At 44.9% G+C, this 25,414-nt stretch carries 22 protein-coding genes; 14 read left to right on the forward strand and 8 right to left on the reverse strand.

The window, feature by feature from the left end:
- Positions 1-155: 155 nt before the first annotated feature.
- A complete protein-coding gene (locus tag NX720_RS01295; protein WP_262598889.1) occupies positions 156-665 on the forward strand; it encodes a hypothetical protein in 510 nt (169 codons plus the stop codon).
- 173 nt (positions 666-838) lie between these two features.
- Here NX720_RS01295 and NX720_RS01300 read toward each other — a convergent pair whose 3' ends face one another.
- The 3 genes from NX720_RS01300 to NX720_RS01310 form a co-directional block, all read right to left on the reverse strand.
- Positions 839-3,688, reverse strand: coding sequence for a hypothetical protein (locus NX720_RS01300; RefSeq protein ID WP_262598890.1), 2,850 nt, complete (start codon positions 3,686-3,688; stop codon positions 839-841).
- Between the two features lie 216 nt (positions 3,689-3,904).
- Positions 3,905-4,528 (reverse strand): hypothetical protein, encoded by a 624-nt coding sequence (locus tag NX720_RS01305; protein ID WP_262598891.1) that lies wholly within the window; start codon positions 4,526-4,528, stop codon positions 3,905-3,907.
- A gap of 136 nt (positions 4,529-4,664) precedes the next feature.
- A complete protein-coding gene (locus NX720_RS01310) occupies positions 4,665-6,080 on the reverse strand; it encodes an ATP-binding protein (RefSeq protein WP_262598893.1) in 1,416 nt (471 codons plus the stop codon).
- 429 nt (positions 6,081-6,509) lie between these two features.
- Here NX720_RS01310 and NX720_RS01315 point away from each other — a divergent pair, with 429 nt between their 5' ends.
- The 3 genes from NX720_RS01315 to NX720_RS01325 all read left to right on the forward strand — a co-directional run bounded on the left by NX720_RS01315 (position 6,510) and on the right by NX720_RS01325 (position 8,076).
- Positions 6,510-7,076, forward strand: a complete 567-nt coding sequence (locus NX720_RS01315) for a COG3904 family protein (RefSeq protein ID WP_262598894.1) — start codon at positions 6,510-6,512, stop codon at positions 7,074-7,076.
- Positions 7,077-7,227: 151 nt separating this feature from the next.
- The gene (locus NX720_RS01320) at positions 7,228-7,713 is read left to right on the forward strand and encodes an RDD family protein (protein ID WP_262598895.1); all 486 of its coding nucleotides are present in this window, start codon (positions 7,228-7,230) and stop codon (positions 7,711-7,713) included.
- Between the two features lie 117 nt (positions 7,714-7,830).
- Positions 7,831-8,076, forward strand: coding sequence for a hypothetical protein (locus NX720_RS01325; protein ID WP_262598896.1), 246 nt, complete (start codon positions 7,831-7,833; stop codon positions 8,074-8,076).
- 143 nt (positions 8,077-8,219) lie between these two features.
- Here the strand turns inward: NX720_RS01325 and lptG are convergent, their stop codons facing one another.
- Complete coding sequence (gene lptG / locus NX720_RS01330) at positions 8,220-9,278, reverse strand: LPS export ABC transporter permease LptG (protein WP_262598897.1); 1,059 nt, start codon at positions 9,276-9,278, stop codon at positions 8,220-8,222.
- Positions 9,271-10,377 (reverse strand): LPS export ABC transporter permease LptF, encoded by a 1,107-nt coding sequence (gene lptF / locus NX720_RS01335; protein ID WP_262598898.1) that lies wholly within the window; start codon positions 10,375-10,377, stop codon positions 9,271-9,273. The genes lptG and lptF overlap by 8 nt, the downstream gene beginning before the upstream one ends.
- A gap of 359 nt (positions 10,378-10,736) precedes the next feature.
- On the opposite strand from lptF, the gene NX720_RS01340 reads away from it, so the two are divergent.
- The 4 genes from NX720_RS01340 (at position 10,737) to NX720_RS01355 (ending at position 13,854) form a co-directional block, all read left to right on the forward strand.
- The gene (locus NX720_RS01340) at positions 10,737-12,218 is read left to right on the forward strand and encodes a leucyl aminopeptidase (protein ID WP_262598899.1); all 1,482 of its coding nucleotides are present in this window, start codon (positions 10,737-10,739) and stop codon (positions 12,216-12,218) included.
- 516 nt (positions 12,219-12,734) lie between these two features.
- Positions 12,735-12,992, forward strand: coding sequence for a hypothetical protein (locus tag NX720_RS01345; RefSeq protein WP_262598900.1), 258 nt, complete (start codon positions 12,735-12,737; stop codon positions 12,990-12,992).
- Positions 12,993-13,075: 83 nt separating this feature from the next.
- Entirely contained in the window at positions 13,076-13,660 is a 585-nt protein-coding gene (locus NX720_RS01350) for a hypothetical protein (protein ID WP_262598901.1), read from the forward strand.
- Positions 13,661-13,704: 44 nt separating this feature from the next.
- Complete coding sequence (locus tag NX720_RS01355; protein WP_262598902.1) at positions 13,705-13,854, forward strand: DUF2256 domain-containing protein; 150 nt, start codon at positions 13,705-13,707, stop codon at positions 13,852-13,854.
- 415 nt (positions 13,855-14,269) lie between these two features.
- On the opposite strand, the gene NX720_RS01360 is transcribed toward NX720_RS01355, so the two are convergent.
- Positions 14,270-15,274 carry a protein kinase domain-containing protein gene (locus NX720_RS01360; RefSeq protein ID WP_262598903.1) on the reverse strand — a complete coding sequence of 335 codons (1,005 nt, stop codon included), beginning with the start codon at positions 15,272-15,274 and terminating at the stop codon, positions 14,270-14,272.
- 190 nt (positions 15,275-15,464) lie between these two features.
- A complete protein-coding gene (gene uhpC, locus NX720_RS01365; protein WP_262598904.1) occupies positions 15,465-16,778 on the reverse strand; it encodes an MFS transporter family glucose-6-phosphate receptor UhpC in 1,314 nt (437 codons plus the stop codon).
- Between the two features lie 260 nt (positions 16,779-17,038).
- Between uhpC and NX720_RS01370 the strand changes: the two genes are divergently transcribed.
- The 4 genes from NX720_RS01370 to NX720_RS01385 all read left to right on the forward strand — a co-directional run bounded on the left by NX720_RS01370 (position 17,039) and on the right by NX720_RS01385 (position 21,976).
- Positions 17,039-17,476 carry a DNA polymerase III subunit chi gene (locus tag NX720_RS01370; protein ID WP_262598905.1) on the forward strand — a complete coding sequence of 146 codons (438 nt, stop codon included), beginning with the start codon at positions 17,039-17,041 and terminating at the stop codon, positions 17,474-17,476.
- The gene (locus NX720_RS01375) at positions 17,473-17,862 is read left to right on the forward strand and encodes a hypothetical protein (RefSeq protein ID WP_262598906.1); all 390 of its coding nucleotides are present in this window, start codon (positions 17,473-17,475) and stop codon (positions 17,860-17,862) included. Before NX720_RS01370 ends, NX720_RS01375 begins: the two co-directional genes overlap by 4 nt.
- Positions 17,863-18,086: 224 nt before the next feature.
- Complete coding sequence (locus NX720_RS01380) at positions 18,087-19,010, forward strand: hypothetical protein (RefSeq protein WP_262598907.1); 924 nt, start codon at positions 18,087-18,089, stop codon at positions 19,008-19,010.
- Positions 19,011-19,120: 110 nt separating this feature from the next.
- The gene (locus NX720_RS01385; protein ID WP_262598908.1) at positions 19,121-21,976 is read left to right on the forward strand and encodes a valine--tRNA ligase; all 2,856 of its coding nucleotides are present in this window, start codon (positions 19,121-19,123) and stop codon (positions 21,974-21,976) included.
- 162 nt (positions 21,977-22,138) lie between these two features.
- Here NX720_RS01385 and NX720_RS01390 read toward each other — a convergent pair whose 3' ends face one another.
- Entirely contained in the window at positions 22,139-23,743 is a 1,605-nt protein-coding gene (locus NX720_RS01390) for a hypothetical protein (protein ID WP_262598909.1), read from the reverse strand.
- Positions 23,744-24,022: 279 nt separating this feature from the next.
- Between NX720_RS01390 and NX720_RS01395 the strand changes: the two genes are divergently transcribed.
- Both NX720_RS01395 and NX720_RS01400 read left to right on the forward strand, forming a co-directional pair.
- The gene (locus NX720_RS01395) at positions 24,023-24,217 is read left to right on the forward strand and encodes a hypothetical protein (protein WP_262598910.1); all 195 of its coding nucleotides are present in this window, start codon (positions 24,023-24,025) and stop codon (positions 24,215-24,217) included.
- 426 nt (positions 24,218-24,643) lie between these two features.
- Positions 24,644-25,411 carry a hypothetical protein gene (locus NX720_RS01400; RefSeq protein WP_262598911.1) on the forward strand — a complete coding sequence of 256 codons (768 nt, stop codon included), beginning with the start codon at positions 24,644-24,646 and terminating at the stop codon, positions 25,409-25,411.
- The last annotated feature ends 3 nt before the right edge of the window (positions 25,412-25,414 follow it).

Genomic DNA, 25,414 nt, shown 5'->3' on the forward strand with positions numbered 1-25,414 from the left:
GCGTATTGATCTCTGACAATTATAAGTAACGGTCGTCGTATGACATAATGACTGCATTTTAGCTGTATGAATAACAGGAATTACCCACCAAAATTAGATAGGGAGGGGATATCAAGCCTATACTGGGAGCTAGCCATTCAGAGATTGGAAAATAAATGATGAACAAGTTTTTGTTCACTCTGTTTTTTACACTATTTTTTTCTCTTTCTCTCTTTGTTGAGGCTGATATCAAACTAAAACCAGAAGAAAACTTCAAACTTACTGAATTAAATCTTTCTGAACATGACCTTAATGAAATTAAAAAGCTGATAAAATCAGAATGCAGCATTAGCAAGCTGGATCGAATCGTTATCTTTACTGCTTATGGAGCAATCACTGGCGGTTTATGTAAATTATTCAGCTCCGCATCGAACAACCCAATGATGAACATAAATCAATATTCGCTCTATCTTCAAACCATCGGTTTTCTAGCCAATCAAGCAAGTCAAGGAAATATAAGTAATGAATTTAAAGATAACATTGTTACTTCATTAGAATCTATAGTGGTATTGGTTATCGGCTTAGGAGCTATTTATTCAGGAGTAAATGCTTTTGCTGTAGGTTCTTTTTATGGGGGGCTGGCAGGAATGATTTTTGGCATATTTTATATATGGGATGAGATCTGAACAGGATCGCATAATCAGGATAGGACAAAGTGCAGATAGCCAGGTTGTGGTCGGCGGCGGTAAATGCAAAAATTGCAAGAATTAGCCAAGAGTTAGTGTCAGGTCTCTCATTGTGCAGCTATACAAATTGCAAGACCTGATACCGTTTTACGTTTTATTACCCCATTTTACAATCAATGCGATTGAATGGTTGATTCCTTTAATGCGCTGATAGCCTGGTTAGTTGAATACTGTTTGGCTTTAAGCAGATCCAGCTTTTTTATACGGTCATCAAGGTCAGTCATCAGCTCATCAGGTGACTTTGACATAGTATGTTTTCCAGTTTTTTTACCGGTTGTTACGGAAGCTGATTCAGACCGAAGGTTTTTCAACCAATCCTTTCTGTATTCTAAAGCCTGCCGCACGAAAATAAGGGCTAACTGAGACTTCTCGGTAAGTTTGGATATTTTTTCATGCTCACTGAGCGTTGTATCAATAGTAAACTGAAGCACCTCATCGGAAAGCTGGCTCGGACGACTCTCAGAACTTGAGCCCAACTGCATGACGATTAGCTCATCAACGGTATTTAATTGCTCCTGCATTATATCCGTGTACTCAGACAGCAGCTTATCGCTATACTCGGTCACGGTATTGTACAACGCTTGTACATCGGATGCCGAAGTGTATATCGTTTTACCCTGTGTAAGGGCACTGTGATAATCTAAGCTGGCGTTTTTTGCCTTGGTGTATACGTCTTCAATTTGTTTCTCATTTGCTCTGAACTCTGCCGTTCTTGTATGCGATTCCATCAAACCCAGCTTTGAGTGAATATAAAAAGTCGAGTCACGGTGTTGTTCGCAGATCTTTTTATAGATTTCCTGAGACTGTTTATAATGGCATTCAGAGAACAATTTGAATGCCTCATAATACATAGCCTCAGGGGATTTTTCCTCAGATTGGCGGGGTTCCTTCAGTACAGCCTGTTTGTTTACCTTCTCAATAATACTTTCCAGCCGTGGGATACTCTCCTCTTTTCTTTCAGTAGCTGAAGGCTCCTCTTTTGCGTTCAGGCTTAAGGTTTTTTTCTCAATCCACTCATTCAGTTTTTCATCGTATTTATTGATAACTTCCTTTTTCTTCCTGAAAGCATCCCGTAACATGGTTGAATTGGACTCATTGTAACTTGAAAATAATTGATAATCCGACCTGGAACACACTAACCTTCTTTCTATATTTTTAATCGACGATTCTGGTAAAGGCTGCTTTTGTCCACCTATTGGTATTGCCTTCTGTTCTTTCAGGATCTTAACGTCAATATCAATTGCCTTCTTCAAAGAAGATAATTTAACTTCAATTCTAACATTCTGGTAGTTAAACCCTTTAAAGAATAACTCAAACTCTTTCTCCATCTTCTCCTTTGAGTTTTTAAAACACTCACCACTGTCGAAGTCCTTTTTTAAATTTTCATAAAGGCTTTTCATCAGTTCATACTTAGCCTTAATAGAAATCTTGTCATGCCTGGTAATATTTTCAATCCATCGCCCTGAATACAAAGAGGAGTGTTGCAGCATAAAGGGAGTCAGTTGACCCAAATTGCATTTAGTAAAATCAAAACACTTATCAGCATCTGCGGTCATTTTGACAAAAGCGTCAATAACATCCATTGAATTACTTCCAGAAATATGATCAAGGCAATGCTCGAATTTTTTCATTAAAATGCTTTTTGCCAAGTCCAAAAAACTACAACTGTTAATTTCAAGCTCATCTCTTCCCTCTGTTTTTTTATTACTACTTTTTAATTGTTGATAGCTATCAACCAGACAGTTAAGGTCTTTTGATGACACTTCCAGATCATTTTTTTCCAAAAAATAAATAATGGCTGAAAATGAACTATCCATTTTTTCAATATCACCATTTTTAATATCCTCCGACAATATCTGAAACTGTGCCTGAAGAATTTCTCTGGAGCTCGATCTGCTCGATTCAGCTTTCGCTTCCCCGGAAGGTAGGCCTTTCACTCCATCTTCCTCAGTATTACGTTTCTTCTTTTTATTCTTCTTTTTATTTTTCTTTTTTACTTTCTTACTGCTTGGATTAACTGGCTCAGTTTCTTTAAGAGTAGGTTTTAGAGCTTCTTCTGTCTGTACCTCACTCTCTTTCAGTGCAACTCCCTCCAGCTTGATGCTTTCATCTAACGGTAACTGCTCTTTTTTTACTGGCAACTCTTCATTTTTAGTTTTTTCCGCAACAGCTTCACCAGACTCCAGAGGTATTTGATTTGAATCTGTCATTGGATTTTGTGCAGCTACATCTAACGCAACACTATTTTCTGACTTGAGGCTATCAGCAGTAACAGTCTCAGTCTCAGGCTTTTTTACAGAGTCACTGATGTCTACGTTTTCTTCCATTCCCCACAAATCAAAACTTTCACAAAAACCTTCAACTTCATTGATGAAAATAATTTCTTCAGGCTTGTATTCCAGCTGAGAGACGGCATTCTCGACAGCTATCAGTGTATCCCGGTATTTTTCCTGTAATAGCTCTTTAGACAGTGGAATCACCAATGTTCTGGCATTCTTCTGCTGCATTATTTCTACAGCTGACTTGATTGAGTCTTCTATTTTTAAACATTTCCCGTCTGAATGGGCGCAGAAATGAATAATTCCAACGTAAGGCATCCCATGCTTTGGAGTATTAAACGAAAATCCTGCCTTTATGACATTCATATACTTTTCCTTGGCACTTTTTTGTGTCGATTCTGTCTCTTTGTGCTCATTTATCCAGACGGGTATTTTCTTCAAATGCTCTCCCATATTGGTGTCAATGCTATTAAAATCACGATCCAGAAAATTCACAATAGCGGCCTGGGAGTTTGTGTATTCGAATACGTTCTTGGGAATGTACGTAAAATCAACCTCCGTCTTGCGTACGGATCGTTCCCCTGATTTACTAACAATGACCTCATTTTCCGGTATTACAGGCAAACGGTTAGGTAATGATTGATTAGCTGACTGACGGTTTGGTCCTACATTCATTTTAAACATCCAATGTTATTTTAAGAAGAATTCATTATTAGCAGGCTCCTAGACCCGCTTTTCTATCCATTTGCCTGTCCAGATAGACCTTTTCGGGTCGTTAAAGTTCCGTGCTTCTCATGATTCGGATACCAAAAATTGGCAAAAAATTGTGGTCATATCTTTCATTGTGCAGTTATGCAAATTGCAAAACCTGACACCTCTGCATTATCGGCTGAGCTTTTATTAGTGGAAAGGATGGATTCGCTTTTCGTTAACCGGCGTAACATCAACCTTATAAAACATAAAAGCAGCGTTATTGGAAGGCACGAGGCAGCCTTGATAGCCAGCATCTTTGACCCGCTTTTCAATCAAGGTTACTTTTGCTTTTTGATCAACACGGCTGTATTCAGTTTTACCCTCACGAACATCTCTTTCTGTTTGAGCGACAATGCCATCCGAATCTTCATCCATATTATAGAGCTTACTTAGTTCTACTTCCGCATAGTATTCATTGCCAGGTAGTAAGGGCTCTTTTTTATATTTTTCGGTTCCAAAATATGTTCGATCCAGCCATATTTCTTTATAGCGACTGCGCCTGAATCTCTCTTCTCCTGTAATACCTGTTCCACTATATGAGGGATCCGTCTGCGTTAGCCCTTTAGCAAAAGAATAATGTCTGAGATGGACAGTTTCAGGTCTCGCGGTTACAGCTCTTCGTTCCTCAATTCTCTGATGCTCTGGCATTTCATGGGATGCTTGATCTTGAGCAGTAATGGTAGATGATTCGCAGGCCGCTGCATCAGAAAATGATTGTTCAGGGGTGAGACTAAACAATGGAGAGGGAGAAGTTGTTTTGCCAATATCCATAATATTTCACAACATTCCATAGAAAGCGTGGTGTTTAGAGTTTGAAATACAATAAAAGTTCCCCGCTTATTTCTTTGATGCAGTTATTCTCACCAAATCAAGCCTCAAATCTAAGTGTGCAGTAGCCATATTCCGGTCACCTGAATTTTTTTGTCAGCCCTTCAAGTATGCTTGCACCCAACGTATAGGCATATGCAGCACTGGGCTTGTACCGTAATTCAACACCATCAACAATTTGCTTCTGCGTTATTGTTCTCGTAGTGACTAAGCCATTACCTAAATCATGCTGTTTAATAAATGCGATAATACCTTTTAAGACTTTGTAATCAGAGCATGGTAAATCAGACCACTTGACTTCAACACACCAGTAAGGTTTTTGAGTTGCAAGATTTAACCAGACGATATCAACCTCACCTGCTTTCCAACGTGCATAGTGCAAATTTTCAATATCAGCATTATGTACCCACTGACTGAAAATGGCTGTTTCTGTCAAGGCATCCATTGCATCATGGTTTCCTTCAACAGGGCCAAAAAGAGCTGCCCTCATTGAAGGGTTTGTAAGGTATACCTTAAAGGTTGTTGCCCTTTTGAATTTTTTCGCAGTGATATCTACACGATGAATTATCTTTATCAGGAAAGCAGCTTCTAAATATTCAATATATTTTTTTATGGTATTTTTTGAAACTCCTGACGATTTTGACAGTGCTTCTAAAGTTATTTCATTACCTGTGTTGTACGCTATGGCATTAAACAGCTTATTCAGCTCTTGAACATCATTTATTCCATAAAGGCTTGGCAAATCCCGCAATAGCACCTTATCAATTATGTCACTTTTTACATACCTGGAACTGTCTTCTTGTATCAATGTTGAAAATACGGCTTCAGGATAACCACCATAGTTTAAATAGTTTACGAACTCCTTATTTAACTCTTCTATATCTAAAGTGTTCCAGGAGCCATCGTCACAGCTCATGAGCTCATCTGATTTTTTAATAAACGAAATGTACTCAGCGAATGTTAAAGGAGGGAGGAGGAATTCTGTAAACCGTCCGGCACCAGACTCCCGACTCTTCAGTTTAAGAGCAGCAGCGGCTGAACCTGTGGCAATGTACTTGTGGCATGGATACGAATCAACAAGGGATTTTAAATGTACTTCCCAGTTTGCAAGATATTGTATCTCATCAAAAATGATATACAGTTTACTATCTCTTTTATGTTCAAACTCTTCAGTAAAAAAATTCAATATTTGTTCAAGGGAAAGGCCTGTGTATATCGGTGTTTCCAGAGAAACATAAAGAATCCTGTTCGGACTAACACCTTCTTCAAGCAGCTTTTCAATGGTATGGTAAACCATAACCGTTTTGCCAACTCGTCTAGGCCCCATTAAAACAGCAGCCCTGTTTATGGATGACTCTCTCACCAACTCAAAGAAAGGAGTAAAGTAAAACCTTCTGGGGTAGTTTTGGTACCTGGATTCAACACTGGATGTTTCCCACCAGGGGTTATCAAAATAGAGGCGCTTTATTATTTCATTTCCAGATATAGTCAACATAGATAACACACTAAGATCAAATGATTGATCTTAATCTTATTCCGATATCAAATAAAGTCAAGAGATTGATCTTAGATTGATCCAGGGAAAAATTGAGGTCAGGTCTTTCGTCTCTCATTGTGTAGCTATGCAAATTGCAAGACCTGGCACCGTTTCTGCAAATGACCCGGTGATTCGTTAAAGGTAGGTTGAGCGGCGCGCAGCACCGACAAGACAAACTGAGAAATGAAATTGATACGGCTTGATATAAAGGCAAATGGACTTTAAGCTTTGCAGTCAACGAGCTGACTTCTTCCATGCACGACAACGGCAAACTGCATGGGGGTTAGAGGCCATATAAGTTATTCCCCATGGAGCTCAGCTCATACTCTCCAGTCCTTGCAAGTTGTGGCTTTTGAATTTTTGTCCCATACATCGAATGGCGATTTAATGATTAAAAAAATTATTGTAGCTTTTTGTGCTCTGATACTTTTTGGATGTTCTGCTGTGTTGGATTATGAGCCGGTAACTTTTAACGTTACAGGTGACTCTATTGAGATGAACGGAGTTATTGACAGTCATATAAAGTCAAAATTACAAAGAATTCTCAACGAGAACCCCCAAGTTACAACAATTGTTATGCAAAATGTCGAAGGTTCCGTTGATGATGTAGCTAACCTTGAGGCAGCAAGGTTAGTGAGAAAAAAAGGGCTGAACACACATATTCCTGGTAATGGACTAGTAACATCCGGAGGAACTGATTTTTTTCTCGCTGGTAAAAAGAGAACGATAGAGAAAGGGGCTAGAATCGGTGTGCACTCATGGGGAGGTTTTGGAGTTGATGATGCGGCAAAGCTTCCAAAATCAGACCCGGAACATCAAAAGTACCTTCAATACTATAAGGAAATGGGTATCAATAGTGAGTTCTATTGGTATACGCTCAACTCAGCCCCGAACCAGGATATCCATTGGATGACACCAGCAGAGATAAAAAAATACCAAATCACCTCTCAATAATTGAAGTGGCCCCGGTAGCCAGACAGCCTGATCGACGCCAGTTATCAAGATTTATGCACTTATGCCCTGAATTCAGACCTGTTCAAAACCATAAACCTGATTCACAATGCAGACAGATAATAATGAGTATGTGCTGAGAACAGGAGTCCACATGCAAAAACAACAGACAACCATGAAGCCTGCCCCACTCTGGCGACGTCTGGCGGCGATGATATACGACACCTTTCTAGTTATATCACTCATTTTACTGGTGGGTTTTCTCAACCTGGGCATCCTGAAGCTGATCTATGGCATAGATCAGCTTCAACAGATGACCGACAACGGTCAGTTTCTGGACAGCCCGGCTTTACACGTGGCCCTGTATCTGACCATTTTCAGTTTTTTCGGTTATTTCTGGACTCGCAGGGGGCAGACATTAGGAATGCAGGCCTGGCGTTTGCACGTCCTTAATGAGAACGGCACCAGAATATCTGCAAAGCAGGCTCTCATGCGCTTTCTTGTGGCCATTCCATCGGTACTGGCAGGGTGTATCGGTGTGATCTGGGTGCTCTGGGACAAGAATAAAAAAAGCTGGCAGGATTATGCTTCCCGGTCAGGTACATACCACATCCCCGCTCAGAGAGATAACAACCGATAAAACGCTCCAGCGAAGCACCGAACCAGCGATTTATTACTAATCATTACAAGATGATAAGATAAAAGCCGAAATACATATTAGTATTCTTACTTACATCGATTACAATCAACGAAGCGCATGACCATTCAGCGCAGAAACAAAGACCCGGCATTCAGTGAGTGCCTCAACTTTCAGGAACAGGCCATGATCACTTCGCTGCAAAAAGCCATATACTCAATCAAAGACACTCTGGCAGCAATGTTGTTTCCCGCTTCACAGGATATGCAGAAAGCTTTACAACCTGTACCCATTCCAGTTGAACAAGTCCGAAACAGGCAATCATCTGGCAAACTACACCGTCAGCAAAGGGATTATCGTTACTGAGCTAATGCAGGGTCAGTCTGTCTTTGCAGTACAATAAAGCTGAATAACCAACCGTTATATAGACTTTCATAAACTGGCAGCGGTATCGGAAGATACCGCCTGCACACAGATTCCGTCAGATTGCTTTTCTCAAGCTGCTTTTCTCAAGCAGCTTTCCTCAAAAGAACGGCACCAACCAACATACAGATACTGATTGGAAACAGTACCGCCAGGATGGGCGGAAAACCAAATACCAGACTGGAAGGCCCCAGAAGATTTTGCACAATCATAAAGATCACCCCGGTCACCGCCCCGGAAAAAATTCTTAACCCCATACTCACAGACCGCAGTGGACCAAAGACAAACGATATGCCAACCAGTACCAGGGAAAAGATGGACAGCGGCTGCAGTGCTTTTGTCCAGAACGCCAGGTCATACTCACCAGAGTCCAGCCCCTGTTCGTCCAGATAATTGGTGTAGGTTCTCAGACCCGAGATCGAGAGAGCACTCGGATTAACAACCACCACTTTCAACAGCGTTGTGGTCAGGCTGGTATCCCAGGGCTGAATCGTCGCTTTTTCTTCGACAAACTTCTCACCATCAAAGCGGCTGGTCACCGCATCTTCCAACAACCAGTGATCTTTCTGATAGATAGCGCGTTTGGCAAATGCGCTTTCCTGCAACCGCATATTCTCATCAAACTTGTAACGACTAACGCCGTACAACACACCGTTAGGCTCAACAGCATTGAAATACATATACTCATTGCCTTCCCGGTGCCAGATTCCCTCACCGGAATAGGTGCCCTGAGAAGACCTGAGAATACTACGCTGGGTTTCTGCAATCTGCTCAGTGACCGGAGAAACATATTCTCCAATAAACGTCCCCACCACAACCATTAACAGAGCCGGTTTCATAACAGACCAGACCATGCGCCAGAGCGATACGCCTGCTGCCCGCATGACCACCAGTTCACTGTTGGATGCCAGACTTCCCAGCCCGACCAGACAGCCGATCATGGCTGATACGGGTATAAACTCGTAAACCTTCTTTGGAAGTAGCATGATGGTGTACAGCATGGCATCCAGTGGCTCATAATTCGCCCGGACATCGTCCAACTGCCCAAGAAATGAAAACAGTGATTCCAGCATGACCAGCACCATCAGCACCACCAGCATGGCCGCCAGTACATTCCATGCAATGTAACGGTCCAGCTTACGCATTGGCTTTACTCCGACCCAGCTTTAATTGCAGCGTCTCCTGCGACACGAGAAACAGGCCTATGGCCAGATAGATAGCATGCACCCACCAGACGCCTATTGTCGCCGGTATACGCTGATCGTCCACCGCACTGCGGGCAAACATCAGCAGTGCCAGATAAAACAGATACAACAACACTCCCGGAAGCAATTTCACAAATCGTCCCTGACGAGGATTCACCCGGGACAAAGGCACAGCCAGCAAAACAATAATGGGTACGAGCAGGGGCAGGGACAACCGCCACTGCAGCTCGGCTATCAGGCGTGTATCATCCGACTTCATCAGCACATCGGTGGGCAGTGCCTGCTCACGACTGATTTCATTTTTAATAGTGCGCTCTTCCATACGTACACCGTAGGTTTCATACTCAATAACCCGCACATTGCCCATACCGGGTGTCATGTCATAACGAAAACCGTCATTTAGGATCAGGTAACGCTGCCCCTTCTCCTCTGTTGTTGATATACGACCTCTTTCTGCCAAAACCAGCGACATCGCAGCACTGCTATTGTCGTTGGTACGGCTGGCAATAAATACTTTCTGCATCAGCTGACGGTCGTCACTCAGGGCTTCGGTATACGTCACCCGGCTACCACCTTCCAGCGGTTGAAAACGACCAGGCACCAGGGTATCAAACTCAGTCAGGGAATCCTGTTTGGTCAGCAGCATTTCAACCTGCTGAATACCTTTCGGGGCAACAAAAAGGCTCAATACAGCCACCACCACCATCACACCCAGGGCAGGAATCATGGTCATGCGAAGCAGCTGTCCCTGGCTCATACCTGTAGCCCTGAAAACAGTCATTTCATTTTCTACATATAAACGACCATAGGCCATAATAATTCCGAGAAACAAACCCAGGGGAATGATCATCACCAGAAACTCGGGCAACCGGTAGCCCATAATCGCAAACAGGAAATCGGCGTTCAGTGAACCACTGGCGGCCTGCGCCAGATAATTTACAAATCGCCCACTCATGATAATGAGCAAAACAATGCCAGTGACTGCCAGCATGACCTGCAACATCTCTTTGGCTAAATATCGAAATATAATCGAAGGCATGATCGGTTTTTCACAGTTCCGATAGCTGATAAGGGTCTGTCACTGTTGCGAACAAGCGTTCGTCAAAACAACAGTAACCATTTAAACTACATTTCGGAGCACCTATTCAAAACCCAGAGTCAACCCTTAGGGTCAACAGTTCGGGGGGCAGGCATCTTCCGGATTCAAGGCAGATGACTGAAATATTTCACATCCGAACTGTGCTCTGGTCAAATACTCCACCGGGTCATTATCTATCAATACAGCCTGAGTGTGTAGATGTGACCGCATAAAATACTGATATCATCCGTCAGGCTAAGTGTTAACCGGCAGGTTAACAGAAGCGAACATTACAGGATCTACGTCCAACAGGAGCGTTCATGGAATTTGTTGTAAAAAGCGGCGCAGTGGCCAAGCAGAAAACCGGGTTGCTGGTCATTACGACGGATCAGTCTGGTTTATCATCCTCTGCTTCAGACATCGACGAGGTCAGTAACGGTTTACTCTCATCTGTGTTGAAGCGAGGCGACCTGGCGTATAAAGCCGGTAAAATGGTTCTCCTGCCCGTTGTTCCCGAGGCCGCCTGCGAACAGTTGCTACTGGTTGCCACGGGCGAAGGCAAGTCTGCCCTTAAAGAAAAAGACTTTCTGAAAGTGGCTAAGGCTATCGCTGCGCAGCTGAAATCCGGCACCGTTAAAGAGGCAATGGTCTGTATAGACGATGTAGAGGTCGCTGACCGGGATCACTTCTGGAAAGTCCGCCAGCTGGTAGAAGCCATTGAATACGGATTTTACTGCTTCGATGAATTCAAGAGTAAACCAGCGCCTGCGGCGGCACTGAATAAAGTCACCATCATCACCGACCGCAAAGGCAGCAAGCCTGCTAAAGAAGCGGTTGAACAGGGTCAGGCCATCGCTTTCGGTCGCAATATTGCCCGCACCCTGGGCAACCTGCCCGGCAACGTTTGTCACCCGACCTATCTGGGTGATCAGGCTAAAGAGCTGGCAAAAGGCAATAGCAAACTGACGACCAAAGTTCTGGGTGAAACCGAAATGAAAAAGCTGGGCATGAATTCCCTGCTATCGGTCGGTAACGGTTCAGCCCAGGAATCCAAACTGATCCTGATGGATTACAAAGGTGGTAAAAAAGGCGACCAGCCTATTGTATTGCTGGGTAAAGGCATCACCTTTGACACCGGTGGCATCTCCCTGAAGCCGGGCGCTGCCATGGATGAAATGAAATTCGATATGTGTGGCGCGGCCAGCATCATGGGTGTAATGAACACTATTGTGCAATTAGAGCTGCCCCTGAATATCGTCGGCATGATTGCCGCTGCGGAAAATATGCCCAGCAGCACCGCAACTCGTCCTGGTGATATTGTCACGTCCATGTCCGGCAAAACCATCGAAATTCTTAATACTGATGCGGAAGGCCGCCTGGTGCTGTGCGATGCCCTCACCTATGCCGAGCGTTACAAGCCCAAAGCGGTTGTTGATGTTGCCACTCTGACAGGAGCCTGCGTCATCGCCCTGGGACATCACACTACCGGTGTTCTCAGTAACAATGACGAACTGGCTGAGCAACTGCTGACCGCTTCCAACGACGCCTGCGACAAAGCCTGGCAACTGCCAATGGGTGAAGAGTACGACGCCCAGCTGGACAGCAACTTTGCCGATATGGCGAATATTGGTGGCCGCCCTGCGGGTACGATTACTGCGGCCTGCTTTCTGGCCCGTTTTACCGAAGCTTACCCATGGGCGCACCTGGATATTGCCGGTACCGCCTGGTCTTCCGGTAAGAACAAAGGTGCCAGTGGCCGACCTGTACCGATGCTGACTCAGTATCTGTTGAATCAGCTTTAACCCCTCTACCCTGGATTCAAACTTGCGTTGTTAGCAATGCTTGCAAGCCTCGTTTACCCGTACCCGTTTATGCAATAACGGGGACGGGTAGCGTGAACACTAAGTCATACCAGATTATCTTCACCACTGTGCCTGACTTCACTCTCCTTCATTTGCAATAAAGGCTTTTAACTTTTCTTCAGTATCTTTTATGTACTTCGAGTAATCTTCGTAGCTTGCTGCATTCGTCTCCAGACTTTCGAGCCAGTCGATCAGCAACCCTAAGGGAAGCAGCAGAACATAATATACCGCTGTTGGCTGTTGGCTGTTGGCGGTTGGCTGTAAGAGCAGCTAATAGCCAAAAGCCAACAGCCCGGTAAGTTATTGAATGCTGCGCCCCTAAGGCGTAATTACTCAATAACCCCTACATTGACCACATGGAAGCCAGCAAGAAGCGTATTCAATAACATCCGCCAGTCTCGGAAACGAACCGGTGCCGTTTAACCTGTCTGTCAGATAATCCCAAAATGAAAGACCATGCTGGCGACACGTTTTCTTCAGGCTGGCAAAGGTGTTAAACGATTTTTCAATGAGCATCAATATCCACCAGAAGAATTACTATCGCTCTGTCAATCCAGACAACAGCCCCAGATTGGAATGCCTGCGTTAATTTGCCAGTACTCACAGGTTCACGCATCATTTGATATGGAAGGCAGATGCCCAGTACCTGTCAGTCAGGCTGGAGAAAATAATAATGTTCAACTACCTTCAAACAAAGCCTTGCCAGAAGCCTGATATTTCATTCGAAAATGACATAACCAAGCTTTCCGTTATGCACCCGTCCACTCTGCAAATGAATCAGCATGAGGAACCTGAAAATGTTTCGTTTTCAGTATTTGCTTTCAATTTTTTTTATTGTCTCATTTTGTAAAAAATCCACCGCAGAAACGTTATCAGTCGCTACCCCAGATGTGCAAGAGAGCGCTCAGCTGTGCGATGAAGAATCATCGAGGAATACTCTCGAAGAAATTGCATATGTAGCCAGTGCTGAAGTGAAATCAGGGCAGACTGATCCTACATTGACAATATACAAAATCCTCTCAGGAAAAGATCTTACCCTTTCCGGAACAATGAACCGGGGCAATTTTTATCTACACAGATATTGTGTGCACAATGGGTTTCTGACCATTCAATCGGCTGATCTCAAAGAACCATGCACTTCTCGGATTTTCAGGATCATTGTTAACGGAAGGAAAGTTTATTCCAAAAATGATGATATCGTCACTCCACCTTATGTCGACGTTAATGATTTGCCATTTACATCTAAAACATACCCTCTCGGTTTTACTTATATGGTCACTACGACAGGTGTAGGCTGTGACTTTGGGGCAACGTATAGCGTGTTGTTAAAAAACGAAACTAAATATGACATTAGTTTAATTTGCAAAGATTTACCATGGTAACGGTCTCAGGGTAAAAAGGTGTTGTTCAGCTGTTCAGGCATATAATGAAAAAAGGCAAACCTCGCAGAGAGAAAATATGTCAGGTATGCGGTTTGCCTTTCACCTGGCGTAAAAAGTGGGCAAAGTGTTGGGATGATGTTCGTTACTGCTCACAACGTTGCCGGTTACAACGAAAGAAAAAACACCATGAATAATAAATACACAAAGTTGCATCTTATTCTTGGGGATCAGCTTAATGCGGCTCATAGCTGGTTCAACCCAGCCAGGATCGTATCACCGGGGCGCAGAAAGAATATCGTATCTACAAACCGTTAGACCTCAGCAAAATCAACACCGGGCAAAGCGACAGAATAAAGTCCAGAGGGTGCACATTCCGCTGTCGTATAGTAAAGCCCAGTTGTTCAGCCATCTTGAGGAATTCTGACTGATCGAAACAGGTCAGCAGTTTTTTTCAACTAATCTACTATTTGCAGTACTCATCTTGTTTAGCCTTGATATTGTGGTTCAAACTTATTTTGGCTGATCAAGGTGAGTTCTGCCGGTGGGAATACTGTTTTCTTGTGCTTAATGTCTACCCTAAGAGCATCAACTTCCCCACTGTGCCTGACTTCACTCTCCTTCATTTGCAATAAAGGCTTTTAACTTTTCTTCAGTATCTTTTATGTACTTCGAGTAATCTTCGTAGCTTGCGGTATTCGACGCCAGACTTTCGGGCCATTTGGTCAGCTCCTTTAGGACGTTTTTTTCCTCCTTAGAGACATTCAGCGCATTAATGAGCGGCAGTATGGAGTTATTATATAAACGTTTATAATCCCAAAAAGCGACCTTGGCACGTTGCTTAAACGATTCGCCTTGGAACTCACTTCCGAAAAAGTCGATAATTTTTATCGTGTCGTTTGTATCAAACATTATGTTGCCCGGGTGCAGGTCGTTATGCACAATATACTGGATATGCAAGTAATGAACGGCCTGTATCATTTCCAGAATGTATCTTGCTGCTTCAGCGGTGGGTATATAGTCATCCTCTTCCTCTTGTGTTAGTAATTGTGTTAATGATCGGATGAAGTAATCGTAATAACTCTCTGAGCGCCTTTCCCTGTCTTTCTGCTTCAGCCTTTCAATGCGGCTGAAAAGCGTGTCTTTGTTTCTTTCATAAGTATCCATAAACACAAGTTCATTACCTTTAATATCCATTAGAGAGTAATAATTGTACATAGTCGTGCTACTTTTATGTCCGCTATGCCGGTTATAGAACTTAGCGTTATTGTACTGGGCTATTTCGATTGGAAAGGATACTCTGGCGACAAAGGTTTTATTGTCAGCATCTGCACGATATCGAACCAAATACACAGAAGCATCCAACCCCTCTTTTAACAGTTCGATGAAGCACAGATCGTGCAAACTTTCCTGTACATAAGTACTGCCAGATACATCGTATCTATTGACCAAAAAGAGCGACTCTTCCGCAAATTTAATAGAATAGAATTGAATAATGTTGTTGATAGGCAGGCAGGTATCGTCATCCGCTTCACTCTCTTCAGAAGAAGCATGGCTATTGGGGAGCATAACCAGCAAGAGAATTAATAGCCGTAAAGTACGAAAAAATTGTTCCATGATATGTCTCTTCCTTCTATTTTTTTATTGATGCAGATTTCGTTTATCAGTTTCCAGTTAAGGGGACTACACCTGATAATTCCCTCTTTACAACTTGCCTTCGACTGCAATGAATACACTTAACCACTGCATCCATGAAGCTTTGGGCATTAGAGTACAGGTAAGTTCCACAAAAATTACTGATCAAGATTTAATCACAACTTTCCTCTGCCCGAAGAAATGGCAAAAGAATAATCAGCATCAGCAATGCACAGGCACTCAAGGTAATAAAGAAACCATTCCAGCCAAAAGATTCCATGATATGCGCTAGTGGCAAACCTGCCAGTGCCGCGCCAAAATAGGCAAACAGACTGACAAAACCACTGGCAGCACCTGCCGCACTTTTATGAGAGTACTCAACGGCCGCCATACCAATCAGCATTTGAGGACCGTAAACAAAGAAACCAATGAAAAAGAACAAAAGTACCTGAATATAATAAGTACTGACCGGAACAAGCCATAACCCCAGCACACCCAGCAAGACACCCAGTGAAAAAATCGTATTCATCGGCGTTCGGTTCCCGCCGAACCACCAGTCTGAACCCCACCCTGCCACCAGGCAGCCAATAAAACCACCTATTTCAAGCACCGACAAAGCCGAGTTCGCCATGGTCAGGGAGTAATCATAGGTTTCGGTAAGATAGAGATTTCCCCAATCGCTGACGGCAATTCGCACGACATAAACCAGTATGTAACAAAAAGCCAGTAACCACAGATAGCGATTGCTGAGCACATATCTGAAAAAAATATCTCTGCGTGCCAGCCCCTGCCCCTCCTGCTCATGAGCTATTTCCCTTTTGTCGTTGCGCCAGTGTCCAACCGATGGCAACCCCATTGTTTCAGGAATATCCCTGAGCTGAATCAGTAGTAAAAATGCCACAATAAGCGCAAAACCACCCGCAGCATACATACCGTAGCGCCACCCCATAGAGACAACAAAAAAACTCAGCGCAACCGGAGCGATAGCACCTCCTACATTGTGCGCGGTGTTCCACAAGCCCCACCAGAAGCCTCTTTCAGTTCGGGAGAACCAGTTAGTCAGAATCTTGGAACAGGGCGGCCAGCCCCAGCCCTGAAAGAAAGCATTCATGGTCCAGAGGCTGACAAAAGCCCAGAAAGAAGTACTCAATCCGAACAGAATATTCAGAACGCCTGTCAGAAACAGACCCGCTGCCATAAAGTAACGGGGGTTAGAGTGATCACTGACGATGCCGCTGAAAAATTTGCTGGCACCATAAGTAAAATAAAACAGGGTGCTAATCAGTCCAATATCTGTTTTATCGAGTCCCAGATCCTGAATCAGAACCGGCGTCATATAGGTAAATGATTTTCTGGTGATATAAAAAGCCGTATACCCCACATAAATACCTATAAACACATGTAACCGCCAAAAGCGGTACTTCTGGTTTATTTCATCAGCATGGGAAATAAGCACCTGATTAGATTTACATATCTCGTCACTCATAAGAATAATGAACAGCCTGTTGATATATTATTGTTGGGTAAAAAGCCATGTGTTTATTAAATCTCATATCCTTAAGATTTTCTGACTTAATCTAATTACCTATAAGTCTGATTGGTTAAACAATATGACAAGACCGTTAGTTATAGTGGGTAACTGGCTAAATTAACAATTACCGCCTTTATTTATTAACAATTCTTCACAAACCATCAGCAATGACTTCCAGCCTTTCCTCCCTGACCATTTCCGATTACACTCTGACGATGCCTCAAGTTACCTTCTACCTGCTGCAACAACAGTCCACTAAGGCTGTACGAAATTTCGCCTGTCGCCTGACCGACAAGGCGTGGCGTTCTGGTATGCCCGTCCATATTCATACCGACAACGCGATCCAGTGCGAAACCATGGATCGCCTGTTATGGGAGTGGCGGGAAGAGCGCTTTCTGCCCCATGAAATCAAAAGCGGTGACAGCGACGCGCCCATCACCCTGGGCCATACTGACCCCGGTAACATTGAAGGCGCCCTGCTGATCAACCTGGCGTCAGGTATTCCTGACTTTTATAAAAGCTTCCATCGTACCTGCGAAATTGTTGATCAGAGCCCGGGGCCTGTGGAGATCCTGCGGCAGAAATTTCGTGATTACAAAACTGACGGTATTAAACCTGAACTGCACGATATTGCTGCAAGGGGTCAGCATTGAAAACTGAAAAAACCAGCGATCTGTTAAACGAACTGGAACGCCTTAAAGTTTTGCTGGATAAAAACAGCGTATTTGAAAAGACCAGCGGGAACATTCCTTTACTGACCGATGTCATTGACGGACAAGCCCCTACGGAGTCAGGGCGGCAAACCGTCGCCGTGATTAACCTGAGCGAACCCGGCAGCATCGATAACCATGACGACAGTACCACAACGATGCGCCACAAGCTTCGAACGGAAGGCCGTCGACTGATTCGCAGCCTGATTGATGAGGAGCTGGTACGAATCGAAAGCCGTCTGAGTAAAGAGCTGAACGAACACCTTGAGCAATTGCTTGACGATATTCAGCCGGATGCTGAACCTCCTGCGTCGCCCCGGGAATCATAGATTCACCGGCATTAACGGGAGCTAAACAGCCTGCCCCGTTGCGTATCCGGTTTGACCCCAGCCACCCACTAAAAGCACCGATAATAAATAAAACACTGGTTCCATATGTAAAAATAAAAAGTTGACGCCTTTGAAGTTACCTACTTGAATACAGTGCTGGTAATATAACGGTTTCCGTCTACCTGTGTTGTCGTAAGGCTCGTTTTTGTGAGGCGATTACAGATATGCAACTGACAATAATTTTTATTACCGCCTGTTTCATCTCGCCTTTTTCCTATGCCACTCAGTGCCAAAAATGCAATAAGGAGGCAAACAACTGCCGCTGCGTCAGAACAGTCGCTGACCTGCAGAATACAACAAGGTGCACCCATCACGCAGACTCCAATGAAATCCCTTCGCTGGATCCTCCGGACAATCAGACATTGCCCGCTAAGGATAACTCTCGCGCTATCAGGCAGGTCGCAGGCAGCCTTATCATAGTTCCTGACATTAAGGGAGCCGGGGTCACCTTTACCGTTGGCAGCCCATCGGCGAGAGCAACAACTTCCAGTTCACACGGCTGCCGCATAAACAGAAAGAAAGAAAAGCGTCAACCCTTTACCGGGCGTGGGTGTTCACTGCAGACCCCCTCGTCACAAAACAGCGGCGAAAGCGCTGAACATTCTGATATTCTGGGTATTATCGATCAACTATCAAATTTACAGATTAACACTGCTACAGGAGAGCAGGCACAAATCCTGACCGTAATAAACAATGCCTTCACTGCTGCCCTCAATTTACAAAACCAAGCCGATGGTCAACAAGCCAGAGACAGCTTACTGAATGAAACCTTGCAGACTGCCGGGTATCAGCTGAGCACTGTTGAAATTGCTGCCACTAACAACGCTGTCCGTCAAATCAGAACGCTGATGGCTTCTGGCAGCATTACTTACCTGGCATCTGGCAGCGAGCACTATATTTTTATTCCTGACATCAGTGGCGGTATTTTAATGATGTCTTATTTTTTTCAACACCCTTCAAATCCCGAATATCAAAACATCATAAGACATGGCGCAAGCCAGACTCTTTCCACCATAAAACCCAGCAAACTTGAGCATGCCAGGCTTTATATCATTGAAACTCCAGAAGCCAGCCACCAGTCCATATAACCAGTCCATCGAACAATCAGCCTCGCTAAATACACCTTACAGACCTTAACCATTTGCATGTATAATGCACGGTTTATCTTATTACCCCTACCCGCAAGAATCCTGTAGTTATGGAAAAAACGTTCAATCCCCACGCCATCGAGCGCACCTGGTATCAAACCTGGGAGGAAAAAGGTTATTTTGCTCCCTCCGGTGAAGGCAACCCTTACACCATCATGATTCCCCCGCCGAACGTGACCGGTAGCCTCCACATGGGGCATGCGTTCCAGGACTCCATCATGGATGCCCTGACCCGTTATCAGCGCATGAAAGGCAGTAACACCCTGTGGCAGGTGGGTACTGACCACGCCGGTATTGCCACGCAAATGGTCGTTGAGCGCAAAATTCAGTCTGAAGAAGGCAAAACCCGCCACGACTATGGCCGTGAAGCCTTTATGGACAAAGTCTGGGAGTGGAAAGAGGAATCCGGTGGCACCATTACCCGCCAGCTGCGTCGCCTGGGTGCGTCCGTAGACTGGGACAACGAACGCTTCACTATGGACCCCGGCTTCTATAAAGCGGTTCAGGAAGTATTTGTACGTTTGTATGAAGATGATCTGCTGTACCGTGGCAAGCGCCTGGTTAACTGGGACCCGAAACTGCACACCGCCATTTCTGACCTGGAAGTGGAAAACAAAGACGTTAAAGGCCACATGTGGCACCTGCGTTACCCGCTGGCGGATGGCGAGAAAACCGCTGAAGGCAAAGACTATATTGTGGTCGCCACCACCCGTCCGGAAACCATGCTGGGCGATACCGGTGTCGCCGTTAACCCGGAAGACGAACGCTACAAGGCGCTGATCGGCAAAGATATCCTCCTGCCACTGGTGAACCGTCGTATCCCTATCGTTGCGGATGAACACGCCGACATGGAAAAAGGCACCGGCTGTGTAAAAATCACTCCGGCCCATGACTTCAACGATAACGAAGTCGGCAAACGTTGCCAGCTGCCCATGATCAATATCATGACCCTGAACGGTGATATCCGTGACGCGGCAGAAACCTTCAACACCGACGGCGCTGTAAACGACAGCATCGATACATTCATTCCTGAAAAGTATCACGGCATGGAGCGTTTCGCCGCCCGTAAAGCCATCGTTGCCGATATGGACGAGCAGGGGTTGCTGGAAGAGATCAAGGATCACGACCTGATGGTGCCTTACGGTGACCGTTCCGGCGTAGTCATTGAGCCAATGCTGACCGACCAGTGGTTCGTGCGTGCTGCGCCTCTGGCACAACCTGCCATTGAAGCCGTAGAAGACGGACGCATCCAGTTTGTACCAAAACAGTACGAAAACATGTACTTCGCCTGGATGCGCGACATTCAGGACTGGTGCGTATCCCGTCAGCTGTGGTGGGGTCACCGTATCCCAGCCTGGTACGACAACGAAGGCAATGTATTTGTGGGTCGTAACGAGGAAGAAGTTCGCCAGAAGCACAATATTGCCGCTGACATCGAGCTGAAACAGGACGACGACGTGCTCGACACCTGGTTCTCCTCTGCTCTCTGGACCTTCGGTACCCTGGGCTGGCCGGAAATGACCGAGCGCCTGAAAACCTTCCATCCCACCGATGTACTGGTGACCGGTTTCGACATTATCTTCTTCTGGGTAGCGCGCATGATCATGATGACCATGCACTTTATGAAAGACGAAGACGGCAACCCGCACATTCCGTTCAAGCACGTTTACGTGACCGGTCTGATCCGTGACGAGAACGGCGACAAAATGTCCAAGTCCAAGGGTAATGTTCTGGACCCGCTGGACATGATTGACGGGATTGACCTGGAAAGCCTGGTGGCAAAACGCTGCGGCAATATGATGCAGCCACAGCTGGCGCAGAAGATTGAGAAGCGTACCCGCAAGACCTTCGAAGACGGCATTTCTGCCCACGGTACTGACGCCCTGCGTTACACCCTGTACTCGCTGGCCTCCACAGGCCGTGATATCAACTGGGATATGAAGCGCCTGGAAGGTTACCGCAACTTCTGCAACAAGATCTGGAACGCTGCCAGCTATGTGCAGATGAACACTAAAGGGGAAGACTGCGGTCAAACCAATGGTGACGTGGAACTGACCCTGGCAGACCGCTGGGTCATTTCCAAACTGCAACGCCTGGAAGCTCAGATTGAGAAGAACCTGGCCGACTTCCGTCTGGATCACGCTTCCCAGAACCTGTATGACTTTATCTGGAACGAGTACTGCGCCTGGTATCTGGAGCTGTCCAAACCCGTCTTGTGGAATAAGGACGCGCCAGAAGCCCAAAAGCGCGGCACCCGTCGTACACTGGTTCGGGTTCTGGAAAACCTGATGCGCCTGACCCATCCGTTCATGCCATTTATCACCGAAGAAATCTGGCAGAACATCAAGGCAGAAGCAGGCGTTGAAGGCGATACCCTGATGCTGAAGTCTTACCCGGAGTGTGACGACAGCAAGATCGACGAAAAAGCCGAGCAGGACATTGAATGGCTGAAAGGCTTTATTGTCGGTATCCGCAACATCCGTGCTGAACTGAACATTGGCCCAAGCAAGCCGCTGAACGTTATTCTGCGCAACACCACTGCTGACGACGAAAGTCGTCTGGAAGACAACCGCACCTTCCTGCAGGCAATGGCTAAGCTGGACGACATTAGCCTTCTGAATGAAGGTGAAACAGCACCTATGTCCACTACCGCCCTGGTCGGCTCCATGGAAGTGCTGGTACCCATGGCTGGCCTGATTGACAAGGACGCTGAAATTGCCCGTCTGAGCAAGGAAATTGACAAGCTAGCTAAAGAAGTCGCCCGCTTTGAAGGTAAGCTGAATAACGAGAAGTTTATTGGTAAGGCACCGGCTGCGGTGGTCGAGAAGGAGAAAGCCAAACTGGCCGACGCCCTTGACGCCCGATCCAAGCTGGAAGAGCAGATGGAAGCGATTAAAGCGCTGTAATTCATTCTGCTAAGCAGGCTCTCAGGAAGCCCCGAAAACCGGGGTTTTCTGACACCCGGGACATCCATTGCAGCACTCACACCGGACTTAGACGTCTCAGCCTGAAAACAAATACCTTACTTAAATTCAAGTCAAGATTGTTTTGGAACGAAAGTATGCCAACTATTGCTGGGAAAATAGTCCTGAATCCTCAGGAGTTTTTGAATAATCAGCTGAACAGAATTGTTTTTTCCAGTTAGCTTCATAAAAGGAAGCTGGCTTACCACCACACCAGGTATGGTCACTAGAACGTTTTACGCAGCTAGCACCATCTTTTTTTGATATATCCAACTTACAAAGCATCTCAGTCGTTATACTTTGGTAATCAGTACAATAATTTTTTTCAGTGGCATTATCAGGCAGTAACAAACGACGTAACGAGTCAAAACAAAAACTTGGTCCCGAAATGCCTGTAACTGCACGAACATACCATTCATCTTCAGTCACCTGTGTTGAACAATTTTGCTCCTTTAATGACATGAGCCGGTTCCGATTGGCAACATTGTTCAGGTTATCAACCTGCCATCTGAGCGTAGCCAAAGCTATTGGGTGCCTGGCTTCATTACAGGCAAGAAAGTCATTTCGACCATAATAACGAGCAAAAGCAAAACCCAGCTCAATTTTGCAATCGAAGCGAATCTTGTCTCCATCTTTCAGAAAACGCTTGAGTTTATTACCATCAAGAGTATCTGTATCCATGTACAGCATGCCTTTTCCGGTTCGTTCAGTCACTTTTCCCTCTGCCTGATCAACAGCGTCAGCACCGGCGGCCAGTAGTGCGTAGCGAATAACGTCACTGTACATGGCATAATTTTTATGCTCACCCCTGAGCCATTGAAGTGCTGCCTGATACTCTTCCTGCTGATCCGCTCCTTCAAATATTCTTTCCAGACCCGCATCATTAATATCCAGTACCTTGATATTTATTCCCTGCGCCTCTGGAAGTTCAGGGATACATTTCATTAAAGAATCTTCATTTTCTGTTAACAGGGTACGATCTTTCCAGAGAATAATTTCTCGTTTTGCTGGTAATAGTGTTTCCGTTTCATTTGAAATTGATGCCAGCAAGGCAATATTTTCCAGATAGAGGTCTGGTATTAAAGAACCCACCCAGATCAGATTGACCGGAGTATCGTGGGGAAGAAGTTTTCCTACGCCTGAGTCGATGACTGGATTCAGATCACAGGCGCTCATCATCATTTTATCGGAAAAAATCTCTATCAGTTTTTTTTTGGCGATTTCACTCCCGCTAAAAATGGCTGGTAAGTAGCTGCCAAAACGAAAAGCGATCAAAGGGCAAGCATCAGGCAGCAATTTTTTCGGATATCTTCTACAGTATTCGGAAATTTCTTCATAAATAAAAGCACTCTTTCTACGATCAGAGTCATTGTAAAAATAAAAAAGTTTTTTTCCCCCTGAATTTTCCCAGTCTCTAAATTCGCCCGTATAAATTGATTTAAGAGTTTCCGGCGAAAACCCTTTGTATAAGGGAGTAAGGCAGGTTCTTATTTCATCTATAACATGCTGTTCGATTTTTGCGTATGCATCAGTAGTAGTAATGTTTCTTTCAGATATTTTCTGGGCATTAAAAAGAAAAGGGTATGGGTAGTAACCCGATAACCTCGACAGATAAGATTGCTGTTCATCTGGCTTAGCACTTTCCTGAACGGTAGAGTGTTTTTCCTGAATGGTGTGGTGTTCTTGACTGTTCGAGCTAACAGGATTCATATTTACCTCTTTCTTATTAATACAGAAGAGGTAAACCTCTTGATTATGGTATTACAGTAATTCACTCCTTAGGGAAGCAGCAGAACATAATATACCGCTGTTGGCTGTTGGCTGTTGGCTGTTGGCTGTTGGCTGTTGGCTGTTGGCTTTTGGCTGTATGAGCAGCTAATAGCCAACAGCCAAAAGCCCGGTAAGTTATTGAATGCTGCGCCCCTTAGAGAGACCTATCACCAAAAAAGTTCCCGCAGTGGAGTTTTTATGCGAAAACCCTATTAGCCAGTGGAACCCGCACCGCAGGCACACGCACATCAAAACTGGCGGCAGACCGCTATCGCCCGTCTGAGCAAGGAAATTGACAAGCTGGCTAAAGAAGTCGCCCGCTTTGAAGGTAAGCTGAATAACGATAAGTTTATTGGTAAGGCACCGGCTGTCCACCGGTACCTGTTATTTTTCAGATGGTACCAGCCATTCTGACAACTCTCTGGCACCTCCCCCTAATCCGCCCTCTATCGTTTACAAAAAAACAAATAGCGCCGGAATCACACTCTATAATGGCCTGTCATGAGCAATAGAATTTCAAGCTTGGTATCCCCTTCAGGCTGACCCAATAATACCCAATCCTGACAATACAGTTTTTAATATTTAAGAGAATAAGTTATGTGGCTCTCAAAAAATAATCGCTCTGTTACAACAACCCCATTAAGTCTTCAGGCTGGTATTCTGCTGGCAACCCTGACCGTTTTACTTTCTTCCATGGTGTCAGCGGATTCACGCTGCAACAGAGGAAAACCAGAAAATGGGACGGTCAGCACCTGTCAGCTCCAAAACGGCAGTAAAACATTCAAACCATCCCTTTTTGTAACTCAGTGCAGGTATGATCAGTGCGAGGAATCCAAGCCGGTGGATATTTCAGTTCGGGAAACCGAGATTGGTGCTGACGCCGGAACAATGGGGTGTGAACTGCTATCGCTGGGAACCAGTACATACCAGAAAGCCAGCGATTATGCGCCTAAGATAGAGTATTCAGCCTACGACAAAGATGCTCACCTCTCTATGAGTATGCTGCCGGACAAAGAGTATGATCTTTATATCAAAACAGCCTGCTGGTCACCTCAACGAGCATTTTCCCGATTGACTTTACCACAAAGCTTTATCAAATCTGCCAAAAAAAAATTCTCTGAGATGATTATCCATCCAAAGCCGTACGAGACACCGTGGGATCAGGCATTATTAGACAACTCAGACAAAAAATACATAGTCACGAACTCTATGTACCTGAAGCTATACAGTGTCGAAGCATCAGAAGCAGAAACTGATATTCGCATCGATTTAAAAAATATCACCCTGCACCTTGATCTGATTCGCGGAAATGATACAGATTGCATAGTCTGTGAGGATTTCTGGAGAAAAACATTTAATCTTCATGTTACCTGGCACTACCCCTTACCAGCAAAGTCAGACACGACAGCTGACGTGCCAACAACATCAATACTGACTGGCGCCATGGCCGTTGCAGGCACATCAGAAAATGTGACGTTCAGTGCGACAGCTCCAACACCTGAAGGCAACTCCAGCATCCACCTGCGCACAACCTCCTCGTCCAATTCGCTGATCCCATCTCTGGTTGCTATAACCTTATCTGTCATTGCCGGAGTCTTGAAGCAATAGCAT

The organism is Endozoicomonas euniceicola, from assembly GCF_025562755.1.
Lineage (GTDB): Bacteria > Pseudomonadota > Gammaproteobacteria > Pseudomonadales > Endozoicomonadaceae > Endozoicomonas_A > Endozoicomonas_A euniceicola.

Excerpts from the sequence above, each read along its gene's own strand:
- NX720_RS01295 (WP_262598889.1), top strand. The coding sequence starts at position 156 with ATGATGAACAAGTTTTTGTTCACTCTGTTTTTTACACTATTTTTTTCT.
- NX720_RS01345 (WP_262598900.1), top strand. The coding sequence starts at position 12,735 with ATGCTGGCGACACGTTTTCTTCAGGCTGGCAAAGGTGTTAAACGATTT.
- NX720_RS01310 (WP_262598893.1), bottom strand. The coding sequence starts at position 6,080 with ATGTTGACTATATCTGGAAATGAAATAATAAAGCGCCTCTATTTTGAT.
- NX720_RS01340 (WP_262598899.1), top strand. The coding sequence starts at position 10,737 with ATGGAATTTGTTGTAAAAAGCGGCGCAGTGGCCAAGCAGAAAACCGGG.
- NX720_RS01350 (WP_262598901.1), top strand. The coding sequence starts at position 13,076 with ATGTTTCGTTTTCAGTATTTGCTTTCAATTTTTTTTATTGTCTCATTT.
- lptF (WP_262598898.1), bottom strand. The coding sequence starts at position 10,377 with ATGCCTTCGATTATATTTCGATATTTAGCCAAAGAGATGTTGCAGGTC.
- NX720_RS01325 (WP_262598896.1), top strand. The coding sequence starts at position 7,831 with ATGACCATTCAGCGCAGAAACAAAGACCCGGCATTCAGTGAGTGCCTC.
- NX720_RS01315 (WP_262598894.1), top strand. The coding sequence starts at position 6,510 with ATGATTAAAAAAATTATTGTAGCTTTTTGTGCTCTGATACTTTTTGGA.
- NX720_RS01305 (WP_262598891.1), bottom strand. The coding sequence starts at position 4,528 with ATGGATATTGGCAAAACAACTTCTCCCTCTCCATTGTTTAGTCTCACC.
- NX720_RS01380 (WP_262598907.1), top strand. The coding sequence starts at position 18,087 with ATGCAACTGACAATAATTTTTATTACCGCCTGTTTCATCTCGCCTTTT.
- NX720_RS01360 (WP_262598903.1), bottom strand. The coding sequence starts at position 15,274 with ATGGAACAATTTTTTCGTACTTTACGGCTATTAATTCTCTTGCTGGTT.
- NX720_RS01320 (WP_262598895.1), top strand. The coding sequence starts at position 7,228 with ATGCAAAAACAACAGACAACCATGAAGCCTGCCCCACTCTGGCGACGT.
- NX720_RS01370 (WP_262598905.1), top strand. The coding sequence starts at position 17,039 with ATGCCTCAAGTTACCTTCTACCTGCTGCAACAACAGTCCACTAAGGCT.
- lptG (WP_262598897.1), bottom strand. The coding sequence starts at position 9,278 with ATGCGTAAGCTGGACCGTTACATTGCATGGAATGTACTGGCGGCCATG.
- NX720_RS01390 (WP_262598909.1), bottom strand. The coding sequence starts at position 23,743 with ATGAATCCTGTTAGCTCGAACAGTCAAGAACACCACACCATTCAGGAA.
- NX720_RS01355 (WP_262598902.1), top strand. The coding sequence starts at position 13,705 with ATGAAAAAAGGCAAACCTCGCAGAGAGAAAATATGTCAGGTATGCGGT.
- uhpC (WP_262598904.1), bottom strand. The coding sequence starts at position 16,778 with ATGAGTGACGAGATATGTAAATCTAATCAGGTGCTTATTTCCCATGCT.
- NX720_RS01385 (WP_262598908.1), top strand. The coding sequence starts at position 19,121 with ATGGAAAAAACGTTCAATCCCCACGCCATCGAGCGCACCTGGTATCAA.
- NX720_RS01300 (WP_262598890.1), bottom strand. The coding sequence starts at position 3,688 with ATGTTTAAAATGAATGTAGGACCAAACCGTCAGTCAGCTAATCAATCA.